Origin of the sequence: Streptomyces sp. ITFR-16 (genome assembly GCF_031844705.1) — a bacterium.
In the GTDB taxonomy this organism is placed as follows: domain Bacteria; phylum Actinomycetota; class Actinomycetes; order Streptomycetales; family Streptomycetaceae; genus Streptomyces.
In genome coordinates this window covers 1,634,319-1,651,114 of record NZ_CP134609.1, presented here as the reverse complement: position 1 = coordinate 1,651,114, position 16,796 = coordinate 1,634,319, and the positions used below count along the sequence as shown (strand labels likewise).

At 73.0% G+C, this 16,796-nt stretch carries 14 protein-coding genes; 3 read left to right on the top strand and 11 right to left on the bottom strand.

Annotation, left to right across the window (positions count from 1 at the left end; translation table 11 throughout):
* Position 1: 1 nt before the first annotated feature.
* The 5 genes from RLT58_RS07325 to RLT58_RS07305 all read right to left on the bottom strand — a co-directional run bounded on the left by RLT58_RS07325 (position 2) and on the right by RLT58_RS07305 (position 6,562).
* Entirely contained in the window at positions 2-2,140 is a 2,139-nt protein-coding gene (locus tag RLT58_RS07325) for a 3-hydroxyacyl-CoA dehydrogenase NAD-binding domain-containing protein (RefSeq protein ID WP_311309581.1), read from the bottom strand.
* Positions 2,137-3,357, bottom strand: a complete 1,221-nt coding sequence (locus tag RLT58_RS07320) for a thiolase family protein (protein ID WP_311309580.1) — start codon at positions 3,355-3,357, stop codon at positions 2,137-2,139. Before RLT58_RS07320 ends, RLT58_RS07325 begins: the two co-directional genes overlap by 4 nt.
* 254 nt (positions 3,358-3,611) lie before the next feature.
* The gene (locus RLT58_RS07315) at positions 3,612-4,886 is read right to left on the bottom strand and encodes an HRDC domain-containing protein (protein WP_311309579.1); all 1,275 of its coding nucleotides are present in this window, start codon (positions 4,884-4,886) and stop codon (positions 3,612-3,614) included.
* 115 nt (positions 4,887-5,001) lie between these two features.
* On the bottom strand, positions 5,002-5,664 hold the full coding sequence (locus RLT58_RS07310) for a helix-turn-helix transcriptional regulator (RefSeq protein ID WP_093899280.1): 663 nt from the start codon (positions 5,662-5,664) through the stop codon (positions 5,002-5,004).
* 238 nt (positions 5,665-5,902) lie between these two features.
* On the bottom strand, positions 5,903-6,562 hold the full coding sequence (locus tag RLT58_RS07305) for a DUF3000 domain-containing protein (protein ID WP_311309578.1): 660 nt from the start codon (positions 6,560-6,562) through the stop codon (positions 5,903-5,905).
* 92 nt (positions 6,563-6,654) lie between these two features.
* On the opposite strand from RLT58_RS07305, the gene hemE reads away from it, so the two are divergent.
* Complete coding sequence (gene hemE / locus RLT58_RS07300) at positions 6,655-7,728, top strand: uroporphyrinogen decarboxylase (protein WP_311309577.1); 1,074 nt, start codon at positions 6,655-6,657, stop codon at positions 7,726-7,728.
* 21 nt (positions 7,729-7,749) lie between these two features.
* Here hemE and RLT58_RS07295 read toward each other — a convergent pair whose 3' ends face one another.
* Together RLT58_RS07295 and RLT58_RS07290 are read right to left on the bottom strand one after the other, a co-directional pair.
* The gene (locus RLT58_RS07295; RefSeq protein ID WP_311309576.1) at positions 7,750-9,132 is read right to left on the bottom strand and encodes an FAD-dependent oxidoreductase; all 1,383 of its coding nucleotides are present in this window, start codon (positions 9,130-9,132) and stop codon (positions 7,750-7,752) included.
* Between the two features lie 84 nt (positions 9,133-9,216).
* Positions 9,217-10,122, bottom strand: a complete 906-nt coding sequence (locus RLT58_RS07290) for a DUF4349 domain-containing protein (RefSeq protein ID WP_311309575.1) — start codon at positions 10,120-10,122, stop codon at positions 9,217-9,219.
* A 127-nt stretch (positions 10,123-10,249) separates the two neighbouring features.
* On the opposite strand from RLT58_RS07290, the gene hemG reads away from it, so the two are divergent.
* Both hemG and hemQ read left to right on the top strand, forming a co-directional pair.
* Entirely contained in the window at positions 10,250-11,701 is a 1,452-nt protein-coding gene (hemG, locus tag RLT58_RS07285; protein ID WP_311309574.1) for a protoporphyrinogen oxidase, read from the top strand.
* 4 nt (positions 11,702-11,705) lie between these two features.
* Complete coding sequence (gene hemQ, locus RLT58_RS07280; protein ID WP_311309573.1) at positions 11,706-12,440, top strand: hydrogen peroxide-dependent heme synthase; 735 nt, start codon at positions 11,706-11,708, stop codon at positions 12,438-12,440.
* A 143-nt stretch (positions 12,441-12,583) separates the two neighbouring features.
* Here hemQ and RLT58_RS07275 read toward each other — a convergent pair whose 3' ends face one another.
* From RLT58_RS07275 to RLT58_RS07260, 4 genes are all read right to left on the bottom strand, one after another.
* Positions 12,584-13,372, bottom strand: coding sequence for a TIGR04222 domain-containing membrane protein (locus RLT58_RS07275; protein WP_311309572.1), 789 nt, complete (start codon positions 13,370-13,372; stop codon positions 12,584-12,586).
* A gap of 65 nt (positions 13,373-13,437) precedes the next feature.
* On the bottom strand, positions 13,438-14,469 hold the full coding sequence (locus RLT58_RS07270) for a TIGR04222 domain-containing membrane protein (RefSeq protein ID WP_311309571.1): 1,032 nt from the start codon (positions 14,467-14,469) through the stop codon (positions 13,438-13,440).
* A 5-nt stretch (positions 14,470-14,474) separates the two neighbouring features.
* Positions 14,475-15,782 carry an MbnB/TglH/ChrH family RiPP precursor modification enzyme gene (locus RLT58_RS07265; protein ID WP_311309570.1) on the bottom strand — a complete coding sequence of 436 codons (1,308 nt, stop codon included), beginning with the start codon at positions 15,780-15,782 and terminating at the stop codon, positions 14,475-14,477.
* A 119-nt stretch (positions 15,783-15,901) separates the two neighbouring features.
* Complete coding sequence (locus RLT58_RS07260; protein WP_311309569.1) at positions 15,902-16,639, bottom strand: DUF4142 domain-containing protein; 738 nt, start codon at positions 16,637-16,639, stop codon at positions 15,902-15,904.
* Between the last annotated feature and the right edge of the window lie 157 nt (positions 16,640-16,796).

The following is a 16,796-nucleotide window of genomic DNA, read 5'->3' as shown; positions in this document are numbered from 1 at the left end:
GTTACGCCGGAACGCTCGCCACGCCCCGCTCCAGGAACTTCTTCCCGTTGACCCGCTCGGAGACGCCCTCGCGGTCCAGGTACGGGGTGATCCCGCCCAGGTGGAAGGGCCAGCCCGCGCCGGTGATCAGGCAGAGGTCGATGTCCTGGGCCTCGGCGACGACGCCCTCGTCCAGCATCAGGCCGATCTCCTGCGCGACCGCGTCCAGGACGCGGTCGCGGACCTGCTCCTCGGACAGGACGGTGTCGCCCTGCTTGAGGAGGGCGGCGACCTCCGGGTCCAGCTCCGGCTTGGCAGGATTCTCGGCGGAATAGACGTAGAAGCCGCGCTTGCCGGCCTTGACCACGGCGGCCAGGTTCTGCGAGACGGTGAAGCGCTCCGGGAAGGCGCGGTTCAGGGTCTCGGAGACGTGCAGGCCGATCGCCGGGCCGACCAGCTCCAGGAGCACCAGCGGGGACATCGGCAGGCCGAGGGGCTCGATGGCCTTCTCCGCGACCTCGACCGGGGTGCCCTCGTCGATGACGTTCTGGATCTCGCCCATGAAGCGGGTGAGGATGCGGTTGACGACGAACGCCGGGGCGTCCTTCACCAGGACCGCGGTCTTCTTCAGCTTGCGGGCCACACCGAAGGCCGTCGCCAGCGAGGCGTCGTCGGTCTGCTCGCCGCGCACGATCTCCAGCAGCGGGAGGATCGCGACCGGGTTGAAGAAGTGGAAGCCGACGACCCGCTCGGGGTGCTTCAGCTTCGACGCCATCTCGGTGACCGAGAGGGAGGAGGTGTTGGTGGCGAGGATCGCGTGCGCCGGGGCGACCGCCTCGACCTCGGCGAACACCTGCTGCTTGACGCCGATCTCCTCGAAGACGGCCTCGATGATGAAGTCGGCGTCGGAGAAGCCCTCCGCCTTGTCCAGCACACCGGAGACCAGGGCCTTGAGGCGGTTGGCCTTGTCCTGGTTGATGCGGCCCTTGCCGAGCAGCTTCTCGATCTCGGCGTGGACGTAGCCCACACCCTTGTCGACGCGCTCCTGGTCGATGTCCGTGAGGACGACCGGGACCTCCAGGCGGCGCAGGAAGAGCAGGGCCAGCTGCGAGGCCATCAGGCCCGCGCCCACCACACCGACCTTGGTGACCGGGCGGGCCAGGTTCTTGTCCGGGGCACCGGCCGGGCGCTTGGCGCGCTTCTGGACCAGGTTGAACGAGTAGATGCCCGAGCGCAGCTCGCCGCCCATGATCAGGTCCGCGAGGGCCTGGTCCTCGGCGTCGAAGCCGGCGGACAGGTCGCCGTCCTTGGCCGCGGCGATGATCTCCAGCGCGCGGTACGCGGCCGGGGCGGCGCCGTGCACCTTGGAGTCGGCGATGGCCTTGCCGCGGGCGACGGCCTGGTCCCAGGCCTCACCGCGGTCGACCTCGGGGCGCTCCACCGTGACCGTGCCGTTCAGCACGTTCGCGGTCCAGATCAGCGACTGCTCCAGGAAGTCCGCGCCCTCGAAGAGCGCGTCGGCGATGCCGAGCTCGAAGACCTGCTTGCCCTTGAGCTGACGGTTCTGGTTGAGCGAGTTCTCGATGATCACCGAGACCGCGCGGTCCGCGCCGATCAGGTTGGGGAGCAGCGCGCAGCCGCCCCAGCCGGGGACCAGGCCGAGGAAGACCTCGGGCAGCGAGAACGCGGGCAGCGCCTTGGAGACGGTGCGGTACGAGCAGTGCAGACCGACCTCGACACCGCCGCCCATGGCCGCGCCGTTGTAGTACGCGAACGTCGGGACCGCGAGGCCGGAGAGGCGGCGGAAGACGTCGTGGCCGCCCTTGCCGATGGCGAGCGCGTCCTGGTGCTCCTTCAGCAGCTCGACGCCCTTGAGGTCGGCGCCGACCGCGAAGATGAACGGCTTGCCGGTGATGCCGATGCCGGTGATCGCGCCCTCGGCGGCCTCCTTCTCGACCTGGTCGATGGCGGCGTTCAGGTTCGCCAGCGACTGCGGTCCGAAGGTGGTCGGCTTGGTGTGGTCCAGGCCGTTGTCCAGCGTGATGAGGGCGAAGCGGCCCGCGCCGGCCGGCAGGTCCAGGTGGCGTACGTGCGCCTGGGTGACGACCTCGCCGGGGAACAGCTCGGCCGCACCCTTCAGAAGCTCAGTGGTGGAGCTCACTTGTTGCCTCCGTCGAAATTCGGGTTCTCCCAGATGACCGTGGCGCCCATGCCGAAGCCGACACACATGGTGGTCAGGCCGTAGCGGACCTCCGGCTGCTCCTCGAACTGGCGGGCCAGCTGGGTCATCAGCCGGACACCGGAGGAGGCCAGCGGGTGGCCGTAGGCGATGGCGCCGCCGTACTGGTTGACGCGGGCGTCGTCGTCGGCGATGCCGTAGTGCTCCAGGAAGGCGAGCACCTGTACGGCGAACGCCTCGTTGATCTCGAAGAGACCGATGTCCGAGATGGACAGGCCCGCCTTGGCGAGGGCCTTCTCCGTGGCCGGGATCGGACCGTAGCCCATGACCTCCGGCTCGACGCCCGCGAAGGCGTAGGAGACGAGGCGCATCTTGACCGGGAGGCCCAGCTCGCGCGCGACGTCCTCGGCGGCGAGCAGGGAGGCGGTGGCGCCGTCGTTGAGCCCCGCGGCGTTGCCGGCCGTCACGCGGCCGTGGGCGCGGAACGGGGTCTTCAGGTTCGCCAGGGACTCCAGCGTGGTGCCCGGGCGCATCGGCTCGTCGGCGGTGACCAGGCCCCAGCCCGTCTCACCGGCCTCGGCGTTGGTGCGGCGCACGGAGACCGGCACCAGGTCCTGCTGGATCTTGCCGTTGGCGTACGCCTTGGCGGCCTTCTCCTGCGAACGCACCGCGTACTCGTCGGCGCGCTGCTTGGTGATCGTGGGGTAGCGGTCGTGCAGGTTCTCCGCCGTCATGCCCATGAACAGGGCGGACTCGTCGACCAGCTTCTCCGATACGAAGCGCGGGTTGGGGTCCACGCCCTCGCCCATGGGGTGGCGGCCCATGTGCTCGACGCCACCGGCCACGACGACGTCGTACGCGCCGAAGGCGATGGAGCCGGCCGTCGAGGTGACGGCGGTCAGGGCGCCCGCGCACATGCGGTCGATCGAGTAACCGGGGACGGACTGCGGCAGACCGGCCAGGATTCCGGCGGTGCGGCCGAGGGTGAGGCCCTGGTCGCCGATCTGCGTGGTCGCGGCGATGGCGACCTCGTCGATCTTCGCGGGGTCCAGGTCCGGGTTGCGGCGCAGCAGCTCCCGGATGGCCTTCACGACGAGATCGTCGGCGCGGGTCTCGTGGTAGATGCCCTTCGGGCCCGCTTTGCCGAACGGGGTGCGGACGCCGTCGACGAAGACGACGTCCCGGATGGTACGAGGCACGGTGGCTCTCCTCCAGGGTGCGGGATGGCACTGCTGCGGGGCACGCCCGGAAGCGCGCCGCCACGACTCATGCTACTTGCGGGTAACCAGACTGCCCAGCCCTGGTGGCGGGAGCGGCGAAGGTCACACACGAGAAATGGCCCGGACGGACTCGATTTCGAGTCCGTCCGGGCCACGGTAAGCGGGACGGGGGCTTTTGAGGCCGCACAACCTGGCGTGAATGCGACCCTGTCCGATGCCCCGCCGGATGCCTCTCAGGCGGTCTGGCCGAGCGCGCGGACCAGAAGCGGGGCCACCTGCCCGATCTGCCACTGCCGCGCGCCGTACCCGGCGAGCGCGGCCTCGACCGCGTCCGGCGTCGGGTTCTTCGGCGGTTCCCAGCACACCCGGCGCACGGTGTCGGGGGTGATCAGGTTCTCCTGCGGCATGTGCAGCCGCTCGGCGAGCTCGGAGACCGCGGTGCGGGCGGCCGAGAGGCGCGCGGCGGCGGCCGGGTCCTTGTCCGCCCAGGCGCGCGGTGGGGGCGGGCCCGCGGGGGTCTGGCCGGGCTGCGGCAGCTCCGTGTCCGGCAGGGCCCTGGCGCGGTCGACGGCGGCCTGCCACTGCTCCAGCTGGCGCCGGCCCATTCGGTGGCCGAAGCCGGGCAGCGCGGTCAGCGCCTGGACGTCGGCCGGGAGCGCGAGCGCGGCCTCGATGATCGCGGCGTCGCCCAGCACCTTGCCGGGCGAGATGTCGCGCCGACGCGCGACCTGGTCACGGGCGTTCCACAGCTCCCGTACCACCGCCATCTGCCGGCGGCGGCGGACCTTGTGCATCCCGGAGGTGCGGCGCCAGGGGTCCTGGCGCGGGGGAGCGGGCGGGGCCGAGGCGATGGCGGAGAATTCCTCCTGCGCCCACTCCAGCTTGCCCTGCCGGTCCAGCTCGTCCTCCAGGGCGTTGCGCAGGTCGATCAGCAGCTCGACGTCGAGCGCCGCGTAGCGCAGCCAGGGGTCGGGCAGCGGGCGGGTGGACCAGTCGACGGCGGAGTGGCCCTTCTCCAGGCTGTAGCCGAGCACGCTCTCGACCATCGCGCCGAGGCCGACCCGGGGGAATCCGGCCAGCCGCCCGGCCAGCTCTGTGTCGAACAGGCCGGTCGGTGTCATCCCTATCTCGCGCAGACAGGGCAGGTCCTGCGTCGCCGCGTGCAGGATCCACTCGGTGCCGCGCAGGGCCTCGCCGAGTCCGGAGAGGTCGGGGCAGCCGACCGGGTCCACGAGCGCGCTGCCCGCGCCCTCGCGGCGCAGCTGGACGAGATAGGCGCGCTGGCCGTAGCGGTAGCCGGAGGCGCGCTCGGCGTCGACGGCCACCGGGCCGGTGCCCGCGGCGAAGGCCGCGATCACCCCGGCCAGGGCGTCGTCGGATGCCACCACCGGTGGAATGCCCTCGCGCGGTTCGAGCAAGGGGATCGGCGCCGGGGCGACGTCGTCCGGGGGAGCGCCCCCGGTGGTTCGCAGTGAAGTGTCTGCTGCGGTCTCTTGGGCGTCGGTCACGTGTCAAGGGTATCTGTGTATGTACGGCGCCCGTCGACGGAACGTTCCGTCGACGGGCGCCGATGCATGTAAACCAGCCGGTTCCGCATTTCTGCACACCGGCGGGGGTGCGGATTCAGTGGATGATGCCCGTCCGCAGGGCGACGGCGACCATTCCTGCGCGGTCTCCGGTGCCGAGCTTGCGGGCGATGCGGGCGAGGTGGCTCTTGACGGTGAGGGCGGACAGCCCCATGGAGACGCCGATGGCCTTGTTGGACTGGCCCTCCGCGACGAGGCGCAGGACCTCGACCTCGCGGCCGGACAGTTCGCGGTAGCCGCCCGGGTGGCTCGGGGTGCCGGGGGGCCGGCGGTGCATACGGGCGGCGGTGGCGCCGATGGGGGCGACGCCGGGACGGGTGGGGTGGCCGATGTTGGTACGGGTGCCGGTGACGACGTAGCCCTTCACGCCGCCCGCGAGGGCGTTGCGCACGGCGCCGATGTCATCGGCGGCGGAGAGGGCGAGGCCGTTGGGCCAGCCGGCGGCTCGGGTTTCGGACAGCAGGGTCAGCCCGGAACCGTCGGGCAGGTGGACGTCGGCTACGCAGATGTCGCGCGGGTTGCCGACGCGGGGGCGGGCCTCCGCGATGGACGACGCCTCGATGACGTCACGTACTCCGAGTGCCCACAGATGGCGGGTGACGGTGGAACGGACGCGCGGGTCGGCCACGACGACCATGGCCGTCGGCTTGTTCGGGCGGTAGGCGACCAGGCTTGCGGGCTGCTCGAGGAGAACGGACACCAGGCCTCCTGGGGAGTGGCGGGACGGGCCGGCTCGGGGATGAAGCCGGGGCGAACCGTGCTTGAAGGGTCATTGACTCCTTCGGCAGCAGACCCCTGCTCCTTTAGAGGAAGATCACGATTTGGTGAGTAACAATTCGGGCAAATAGGACGCGCGATCGATTGTACGAAAAGAGCGCCGGTGACTGTACGAAGTCTGGTGACGCAGCGTCACTGAAAACGGGGTGGCGGAAAAAGGCCTACGAGACCTGCGGGCCGCGCCGCTGCGGCAGCGTCACCACGGCCGCGTCCAGCGGCCCCGACGGCGGCAGTCCGGCGATCTGGCACAGCAGATCGCCCCACGCCACCAGATGCGACGCCGTGTCCGGCACCCCGCCCCGTCCCTCGCGCGGGGTCCAGGAGGCCCGGATCTCGATCTGCGTCGCGGGACGCCGCGTCCCCAGCGCACCGAAGTAGTGCGACCCCGCCCGGGTGACCGTGCCGCCCGCCTCGCCGTAACTGAGACCGCGCGCCTCCAGCGCGCCGGTCAGCCAGGACCAGCACACCTCCGGCAGCAGCGGATCGGACGCCATCTCCGGCTCCAGCTCCGCGCGCACCAGCGTCACCAGCCGGAAGTTGCCCTGCCACGCCTCGTGCCTGGCCGGGTCGTGGAGCAGGACCAGGCGCCCGTCGGCGAGATCGTCCTCGCCGTCGACGACCGCCGCCTCCAGCGCGTACGCGAAGGGCGCCAGCCGTTTGGGCGGGCGGGTCGGTTCCACCTCCAGCTCGGGGCGCAGCCGCGCCGAGCGCAGTGAGTCCACCGCCTCACGGAACGCGGGCGGGACGGAGCCACCCTCCGCGCTGTCCTTGCTGTCAGCCTCATCGGATTGATCGGAGAAGTGTCCCTGCGCCGGAGCCATGCGGGGAAGAGTAGGCGGAACCGGAGCTCCGCGCGCGGAAGGACACCCGTGCGGGGCGGGGCTCATTGCGCGCGCGTGCGAAGATTCTGTGCGTGAGTGCCAACGATCGCCCCTCGGGCCAGCAGACGAAGACCTCCGCCACCCATGACTCGGCGTTCCTGAAGGCGTGCCGGCGCGAGCCCGTGCCGCACACGCCGGTCTGGTTCATGCGCCAGGCGGGGCGTTCGCTGCCCGAGTACCTGAAGGTGCGCGAAGGCATCCCGATGCTCGAGTCCTGCACGATGCCGGAGCTCGTCGCCGAGATCACGATGCAGCCCGTCCGCCGCCACAAGGTCGACGCGGCGGTCTACTACAGCGACATCGTCGTCCCGCTCAAGGCCATCGGCATCGACCTCGACATCAAGCCCGGCGTCGGCCCGGTCATCGCCGAGCAGGTCCGCACCCGCGCCGACCTCGCCCGGCTGCGCGACCTGACCCCCGAGGACGTCTCGTACGTCACCGAGGCCGTCGGTCTGCTCACCGCCGAGCTGGGGTCCACCCCGCTGATCGGTTTCGCGGGTGCGCCGTTCACCCTCGCGAGCTACCTCGTGGAGGGCGGCCCGTCCCGCAACCACGAGCACACCAAGGCGCTGATGTACGGCGACCCGGAGCTCTGGGCCGACCTGCTCGACCGCCTCGCCGACATCACCGGTGCCTTCCTCAAGGTCCAGATCGAGGCCGGCGCCTCCGCCGTGCAGCTCTTCGACTCCTGGGTGGGCGCCCTGGCCCCCGCCGACTACCGCCGCTCGGTGCTGCCCGCCTCGGCGAAGGTCTTCGACGCCGTCGCCTCCTACGGCGTCCCGCGCATCCACTTCGGTGTCGGCACCGGCGAACTGCTCGGCCTGATGGGCGAGGCCGGTGCGGACGTCGTCGGCGTCGACTGGCGGGTCCCGCTGGACGAGGCCGCGCGCCGCGTCGGCCCCGGCAAGGCGCTCCAGGGCAACCTGGACCCCGCCGTGCTGTTCGCCCCGGCCGAGGTCGTGGAGGCCAAGACCCAGGAGGTGCTGGACGCCGCCGCGGGTCTTGAGGGCCACATCTTCAACCTGGGCCACGGCGTGATGCCGTCCATGGACCCGGACGCCCTGTCCCGCCTCGTCGAGTACGTCCACACCAGCACCGCGCGCTGACGGCGCGGAGGCGGGCGCCGCTCAGTCGGTGCCCGCCTTCCGCAGCGCCGTCACCGTCTTGCGGGCGGCCACCAGGACCGGGTCCCAGACCGGTGAGAACGGCGGGGCGTACCCGAGGTCCAGCGCCGTCATCCGCTCGACCGTCATCCCGGCGGTGAGCGCCACCGCCGCGACGTCCACCCGCTTCGCCGCTCCGTCCCGGCCCACGATCTGCACGCCCAGCAGCCGGCCCGTGCGGTACTCCGCGAGCATCTTCACCGTCATCGGCCGCGCCCCCGGGTAGTAGCCCGCCCGGCCCGTCGACTCGATCGTCGCCGTGACGTAGCGCAGGCCCACCGCGCGGGCGTCCTTCTCGCGCAGCCCCGTGCGGGCGATCTCCAGGTCGCAGACCTTGCTCACCGCCGTACCGACCACGCCGGGGAACGTCCCGTAGCCGCCGCCGACGTTGGACCCGATGACCTGGCCGTGCTTGTTGGCGTGCGTGCCCAGCGCGATGTGCCGGGTGCGGCCGGCCACCAGGTCCAGCACCTCGACGCAGTCGCCGCCCGCCCAGATGTTGTCGTGGCCCACCACCCGCATCGACAGATCGGTGAGCAGGCCCCCGTGCGGGCCGACCGGCAGCCCCACCGCCCGCGCCAGCGTCGTCTCCGGCTCGACGCCGATGCCGAGCACCACCACGTCCGCCGGGTAGGACGCGCCGTCCGTCTCCACGGCGCTCACCCGGCCGTCGGAGCCGGTGCGGATCGCGGTGACCGCCGCCCCGTTCACCGTCGTGATGCCGAGCCCGTCCATCGCGTCGTGGACGAGGCGCCCCATGTCCGGGTCCAGCGTGGCCATCGGCTGCTCGCCCCGGTTCAGGACGGTCACCTCGAAGCCGCGCTTCAGCATCGCCTCGGCCATCTCGACCCCGATGTACCCCGCCCCGACGACGACCGCGCGCCGGCCCTTCGCCCGGTCCAGGGAGTCCAGCAGCGCCTGCCCGTCGTCCAGGGTCTGCACCCCGTGCACCCCGGCCGCGTCCATGCCGGGCAGCGCCGGGCGCACCGGGCGGGCCCCCGTCGCGATCACCAGCTTGTCGAAACCGGTCCACGAGGTCTCGCCGGAGTCCCGGTCCAGGGCGCGCACCCGCTGCCCGGCGACATCGATCTCCGTCACCTCGGTGCGGGTGCGCAGATCGATGGCGCGCTCACGGTGCTCCTCGGGCGTACGGGCGATCAGGTCGTCCCGCTGCTCGACGTCACCGCCGACCCAGTACGGAATGCCGCAGGCGGAGTACGAGGTGAAGTGGCCCCGCTCGAAGGCGGTGATGCTCAGTTCGTCCGGCCCCTTGAGCCGGCGCGCCTGGGACGCGGCGGACATGCCCGCCGCGTCACCGCCGATGACCACCAGTCGTTCCGCCGCCATGCCCGTCCCTCCGCCGCCCCGTCCGAAGGCCCCACGCTACGGCGCGGCACGGCCCGGGGGCGCCCCGGCGCCCCCGGGAAGCCCTCACTCGCCCGCCGGGCCCTCCTTCCGGCTCCGGCGGCGCAGCACCCGCCACAGGGCGGCCAGGACCGCCGCGACGGCCAGGAACGGGGCCGAGGCGCCGATTGCCAGCGCCAGCCACCGCAGCCCCGTCACGAAGGCGTGCCAGCCCCCGCCGAGCGCGTCCAGGAACCCCGGACCGCCGTCGTCCTCGTCGGCCACCGTCTCCGGCTCCATGAGGTCCAGCGTGACGGTGGCCAGCGAGGTGCGGTCCTTGAGCGAGGCCTGCTGCGCGAGCAGCGACTCCAGCTCCGCCTGACGGCTGCTCAGTTCGCCCTCCAGCGTGACCACGTCGGCCAGCTTGTCGGCCCGGTCCATCAGCTTGCGCACCCGGGTCACACTGGCGCGCTGCGTCGCGATCCGGCTGTCGACGTCCACGACCTGGTCGGTGACGTCCTTGGCGCTCGACGTGCGCGAGAGCAGCTTCCCCGCCCCCGAGAGGTCCCGCAGCACCTGGTCGTACGACTCCTGCGGCACCCGCAGCACCAGATGCGAGGTGGCGCGCGTCTCGTCGACCTGCTCGGTGCTCTCGTTGGCGACCAGCCCGCCCGCGGCCTGCACGGTGGTACGGGCGGCGGCCGCCGCCCGGGACACGCTCCTCACCTCCACGGAGAGCGAGGCGGTGCGGATGACATGAGGGGCGGTCAGCCGCTCCGTCTTCCTCGGCGCGGCCGACGCTGCCGTCCCCTCCTTGGCGCCGGCCGCCGCATCCGCCCTGCTCCCGTCGGCCGGCGCGTAGGCCCGCTTGTCGGAGCGCGCGCCGGAGTCGTCGCCGCTCCCCGCGCCGCAGCCGCTCAGCACGACGACGGCGGTCAGCAGCCCGGCGGCGAGCGAGGCCCTGCCGGTACGGGTGATGGGTGCTGCCTGCATAACTGTCCCCCCAGGACGGGTGATTGATGACGCCGGTTCGACGTGCGAGGGGGCCCTGACGGACGCACGGAACCGGTTGCGAAGCGGTCACGTTCAGGACTCGGAAGAGGTTTGAGAGAGTGGGGGTATGCAGCCTTCAGCTCACCGCGCGGACAGGACCCCGGGACACGTCGTCGTCATCGGCGGCGGCATCGCCGGACTCGCCGCCGCCCAGCGGCTCCTGGCGTCCGGGGTGCGCGTCACCCTCCTGGAGGCGACCGCCCGGCTCGGCGGCAAGCTCATGACCGGCGAGGTCGGGGGCGTACGCGTCGACCTCGGCGCCGAGTCCGTGCTCGCCCGCCGCCCGGAGGCGGTCGCCCTCGCCCGGTCGGTGGGCCTCGGCGACCGGCTCCAGCCGCCCGCCACCGCCACCGCCGCCCTGTGGACGCGCGACGCGCTGCGCCCCATGCCCAAGGGCCATGTGATGGGCGTGCCGGGCGACCCGGCGGTCCTCGGCGACGTCCTGTCGCCCGAGGGCCTGGCCCGTATCGCACGGGAGCGCGACCTCGCGCCCACGGCCGTCGGCGACGACGTCGCCGTCGGCGCGTACGTGGCCGACCGGCTGGGCCGCGAGGTCGTCGACCGGCTGGTGGAACCGCTGCTCGGCGGGGTCTACGCCGGCGACGCGTACCGGATCTCGCTGCGCGCCGCCGTACCCCAGCTCTTCGAGGTCGCCCGGCAGGGCGGCTCGCTGCTCGACGGAGTCACCCGCATCCAGGAGCAGGCCGCGGCCCGGCAGCAGACCGGGCCGGTCTTCCAGGGCATCGAGGGCGGCATCGGCACCCTGCCCGATGCCGTCGCCGACGCCGTACGGGCCGGGGGCGGCACGGTCCTCACCGAGACCCCGGTCCTGGGCCTGACCCGTACCGCCGAGGGCTGGGACGTGCGCACCGACACCGGGGTCGTCACCGCCGACGGAGTCGTCCTCGCCACCCCCGCCTGGTCCGCCTCCACCCTGCTCGCCGCCGAGTCCCCGGCCGCCTCCGCCGAGCTGGCGGGCGTCGAGTACGCGTCGATGGCACTGGTCACCATGGCGTTCCGCCGCTCCGACGTGGCCGGCGTGCCCGCACTCGACGGCCGCTCCGGATTCCTGGTGCCCCCGGTCGACGGCCGCACGATCAAGGCCGCCACCTTCTCCACCCGCAAGTGGCGGTGGGTCGACGCGTCCGCGCCTGACCTCTTCCTGCTGCGCACCTCCGTGGGCCGCTACGGCGAGGAGGACCATCTGCACCGCGAGGACGGCGAGCTGGTGGATGTGTCGCTGAGCGATCTCGCCGCCGCCACGGGGCTGGCCGCCAGGCCCGTGGACACCGAGGTCACCCGGTGGATCGGCGGACTGCCGCAGTATCCGGTGGGCCATTTCGTCAGAGTCGCCCGGATCCGCGAGGAGATCGCCAAGCTGCCCGCGCTGCGGGTCTGCGGCGCGGTCTACGACGGGGTCGGCATCCCCGCCTGCATCGCGAGCGCCCACCGCGCCGCCGACGAGATCATCGCCACGCCGACCCTGGTTCGGGGCACCCGGACCGAGGCGGGACAATAGCCGTATGAGTGCTCCCGAGACTGCGACATCAAGCAAGGCTCCCAACGCCGGCAAGAAGGCGAAGGACCTCAACGAGGTCATCCGCTACACGCTGTGGTCCGTCTTCAAGCTGCGCGACGTCCTGCCGGCCGACACGGACCGCGCGGCCTACGCCGGTGAGGTCCAGGAGCTGTTCGACCAGCTCGCGGCCAAGGACATCACCGTCCGCGGCAGCTACGACGTCTCCGGGCTGCGCGCCGACGCCGACGTCATGATCTGGTGGCACGCCGAGACGGCGGACGAGCTCCAGGAGGCGTACAACCTCTTCCGGCGCACCCGCCTGGGCCGCCACCTCGACCCGGTCTGGTCGAACATGGCGCTGCACCGCCCCGCCGAGTTCAACAAGTCGCACGTCCCGGCGTTCCTCGCCGACGAGACGCCGCGCAACTACGTCAGCGTGTACCCCTTCGTGCGCTCCTACGACTGGTACCTGCTGCCCGACGAGGACCGTCGCCGCATGCTCGCCGACCACGGCAAGATGGCGCGGGGCTACCCCGACGTGCGCGCCAACACCGTCGCCTCGTTCTCGCTCGGCGACTACGAGTGGCTGCTGGCGTTCGAGGCCGACGAGCTGTACCGCATCGTCGACCTGATGCGTCACCTGCGGGCCTCCGAGGCGCGGATGCACGTCCGCGAGGAGGTCCCCTTCTTCACCGGCCGGCGCAAGTCGGTCGCGGACCTGGTGGCCGGGCTCGCGTAGCGAGCGGGTCCCGACCACCCCAACCCGGAAGATCAGACGGCGGACACCCGGCACACCGTGCCGTCCGTTGTTCCAGCGACACCGGGTTCGGCTTCCGGTGCGGCGCGCGTCCGGCGCGCCGCACCGTTGTCATTTCCGGGGCCCTAGGGCGTGTCGTCCCGGCGCACGCCCCCGCGTCCCGTGAGCGCCGCGCGCAGCGCCGGGTCGTCCACCGCGCCCACCCCGCGCACGGCGATCGCCACCAGCACATCGCCCCGGCCGCCGTCCGCCGGCGCCGCGCACGCGTCCAGCAGCCGCTGTCCGGCCGGGGAGGCCCAGGAGCTGTAGGGGTGCACCTCCATCCGGGCGATGGCGAGGCAGCCCAGGATCAGTACGAGCGGCAGCCCGAACCACACGAGCAGCGGCACCGTGAAACCCGCCGGGCGCTGCTCCCCGCCCGGTACGAACAGCGCGGCGGCGCCCATCGCGACGACCAGCAGCGCCGCCCCGCGCACCGCCCGTACCGCCGATGCGAGGCCGTCCCCGCCGCCCGGCACCGCGAGGCCCGCGGCCACGAGCCGGTCGGCCAGGGCGCGTACGGCGTCGGCCGCGGCGGCCGACGCGCGGACCGCCGGTATCGGTGACTGGCCCTGCGGTCCGATGGCGCGGATCACGGTGCGCTCCACGTCGTCGCGGCCGTCCGGGTCGACGACCGTCGCCCAGCCGGTGTGCGCGAGCAGCAGCCGGCGCCGCAGATGCATGGAGACGAGCGCCAGATCGGCGACCCGGTGCGGGCCGCCGGCCAGGAACGCGGTCTCGTACAGGGTGAGTCCGGGGCGGTCGCCCGCGGCCGGGGCGCCCACCGGTGCCCGGCGTGCCGCCACGAGGCAGAGCCGGAGACAGGTCAGCGTCGCCGCACCCCATGCGACCAGCAGGAACAGAACCCAGAGCATGCCGGATTTCTATGCGAGACGGGCCTGCGGCGCCATGGGCTGTTCACGATGCGGACGGCGGTGTCTCAGGAACTGCTGCCGCAACTGGAGCTCGAACCACAGCTGGAACTGGATCCGCAGCTCGAACTCGACCCGCAACCGGAGCCGGAACCACAGCTCGACCCCGACCCGCAACTGGAGCCGGAGCCGCAACCCGACCCCGATCCGCACCCGTTGCCCCCGCCCCCTCCGTGCCCGGAGGAACTGCCGCAGCCGCCCCCGTGGCCCGACGACGCGCACCACACGGCCGGCGCGAGCAGCAGCGCGGAGGAGTCGGTGGAGCTAGATGTGTGGTGCGACGACGACCCGGTGCGGCCCTGCCGGGCCGCCGCGACCAGATGCCCCCGCAGCACCGGACCGGGCAGGGCGCGCAGCCCGAACACCGCCACCACATGGGCCGGATCCGTCCGCTGGGCGTTCTCGGTCCGGTACGCGGCGGCCGCCCTGCGCCCCGCCTTGGTGACCCGGGACCGGGCGGACCCCGCGGTGACCAGCCCGGCCACGGCGCCGCCGGCCAGAGCCGGGAACACCAGGAAGAAGAAGGGGAATCCGGTGTCCGAGGAGAGGTCCGACCCCACGAACTGGGTGATGGTCACCGCGAAGGAGACCGGGAAGCCGATCAGGCAGAGCACCCCCTGGACGACTCCCCACCGGCGCCACTTGGTGTCCGCGCCGGGCGCCGCCAGCAGCCCGCGCGCGGCCAGCCCGTCACCGATCTCCTGCACCGCCGCATGGCGCATCACGGCGAGCCGCAACGAGTGCAGCGCACCGCTGGGGGCGGCGGCCTGCTCCTGGAGCACCGCCCGCTCCACCGGGTCGTGGGCGACCGGATGGGCCACCGCGACGATGCCGGGGCCACCGATGAGCAGCCGGCCGTCCGTCTCCATCGCGGCGAGCGCCGCGTCCGCCACCCGGCCGGGTCCGCCGTTCAGGAACGCCACCTCGTACAGGTCGTGGACGGGGCCGCCCGGCCCGCGCCGCGCGCGGGCCAGCCCCCTGATCAGCAGCGTCGAGGAGACCACCACGGCGAGCGTCAGAGCCAGAGCCAGTTCGGTCATCGCGGTCACCTCCCCACGAGCACGGTGCGGGCTGCCCGGGCCAGCCGGGTGGCGCGTCCGGGCGGGCGCGGTGCCGCGCGGTCCTGCCACCAGTACGTCAGCCGGCGGCGGGCCGCGTCGTCCTCGGGCCGGTCCGCGAGCAGCAGATGCTCGGCGAAGTCCAGGGCGTCGCGCCGGTATCCGGCGGACATCGGACGCCGCCGGGCGTACGCGAGGAACGCCTCCCGGTAGCCGGACCCCAGGATCTCCGGCAGCTCCGGCGCCACCTTCGCCACCACGTCGGCCCGCTTGGCGGCCAGCGCCTGGCTCTGCACGCCGAGCCTGCGGTGGTCGAAGCCCTCCGGGACGGGGGTGCCCGCGACCAGGGCGGACAGCAGTGCGGCCTGCGCCACGGCGACCCCGTCGCGTACGGCCTCCGGGTCCACGGCCGGGCCCGCCGGCCGGGCGGACGCCGTACCGCTCCTCCCGCTCCCTTCGCGCGGGGGCCGCGTGCCGCCCGCGCCGAGCGTGGCGCGGATCGCGTCCAGCTCGCCCGCCAGTTCGGCGGCCGGCGGGAAGTCGTCGTCGCGCTCCAGCAGCACCCCGGGTGGGGAGACGCGGGAGCGCAGCTCGGCGAGGACGTCGAGGACCGGGGCGGTCACCGGGTGGGCGTGCGTGTCGTGCCAGACGCCGTCCTTCTCGATCCCGCCCGCCACATGCACGTACGCGATGGCCTCCACCGGGAGTTCGTCGAGGGCGGTGGCCGGGTCCTCGCCCCGGTTCACGTGGTTCGTGTGCAGGTTGGCCACGTCGATGAGGAGCCGCACCCCCGTGCGCTCCACCAGCTCCGCCAGGAACTGCCCCTCGGTGAGCTCCTCGCCGGGCCAGGAGATCAGCGCCGCGATGTTCTCCAGGGCGAGCGGCACGGGCAGCGCGTCCTGCGCGATCCGTACGTTCTCGCAGAGCACGTCCAGCGCCGCCCAGGTGCGCGGCACGGGCAGCAGGTGCCCCGCCTCCAGCGCCGGCGACCCGGTGCGCGCTCCGCCCGCCCGTACGAACGCGATGTGCTCGGTCACCAGCGGGGTGCCCAGCAGCTCGGCGCGGGCCGCGAGGTCCGCGAGCCGGCCGGGGTCGGGGCGGTCGGCCCCGCCGAGGCCCAGCGAGACCCCGTGCGGCACGACGGTGACGCCGCGCTCCCTCAGCCGCACCAGGGAATCGGGCAGATGGTCGGTGCAGAGGTTCTCCGCCACCGCCTCCACCCAGTCGATCCCCGGCAGCGCCTCCACCGCGTCGGCGATCTCCGGCCGCCAGCCGATTCCGATTCCCAGCTCCATGGTCTCCCCCTCCGCTCTGTGCAGGGGTCATGACCCCGCCGCACGCCGGTGAACCCGGGAGACAGGACGTTCAGAGCTTCATTTGAGGTTCCGGGGGCCGGCCGCCCGTCCGTGTGCGCTCAGGGCATCGGGGACGTGGAGGGCCGGGAGGTGAACGACTGGTCCCCGGTCGGGGTGGCGGGGACCGGCAGTGGCAGGACCGCGCCGCTCGGCGCCGCCGGGGGGCCGGTCGGGCTGGCCGTGGCCCCGCCCGCCGCCTCCCGGGCGATGGAGTCGAAGTCGACGAAGCCGGTGCCCTCCAGCATGGTGATGTGGTCGAGCACGGTCGCGTTGGCGTCGCTGGCCAGCTGCCGGATCAGGGTGTTGCGGGTGGTGTGCCGGACCTGGGCGATCAGGGCGAAGACCTTGCCGTGCGCGTTCCTCAGCAGATTGGCGAACTTCTGCTCGTACTCCTGGCCGCTCGCGGCGGTCAGCTCCCGCAGCCAGCCCTGCTGCTGCTCGTTCGGCTGGTTGGGCAGCTCCACCCCGAGCTTGGCGGCCACGTCCCGCGCCCGGCGGTCCAGATCGGTGTGGCCGACCACCAGGTGGTCGCCGGCCGCCTTGACCGCCTCGGTCGGCGCCCGTTCGATGGCCTGCTGTCCTGCGGGCATCTCCCAGAGCCCGGCCAGGCGCACCTTGACCAGGAAGTCCCGGTCGGTCGCGGAGAGCGGGCCCCACTGGGTGTTGACCGTCGACGCGTCCAGATTGGCCTGACCGGTGCCCGAGCGGTCGGCGTACGACCAGACCGGATAGGCGAGCGCGCCGAGCGTGGCGACGAGCGCCGCGATGATGAGGGCCGTTCCGTTGACGCGTCGCACAGAGGTTTCTCCCGGGCCGAGGCGTGGCGGCGTCTGAGCAACCGCCGGTCGCAACGGCCGGGAACCGACCGGCCGTTGAACCTACTGGGCAGTATGGCCAGTGCGGCGGTGTCAGGGGGATACGTACGGACGGACGGGATTGTTCAACGGGCCGGAC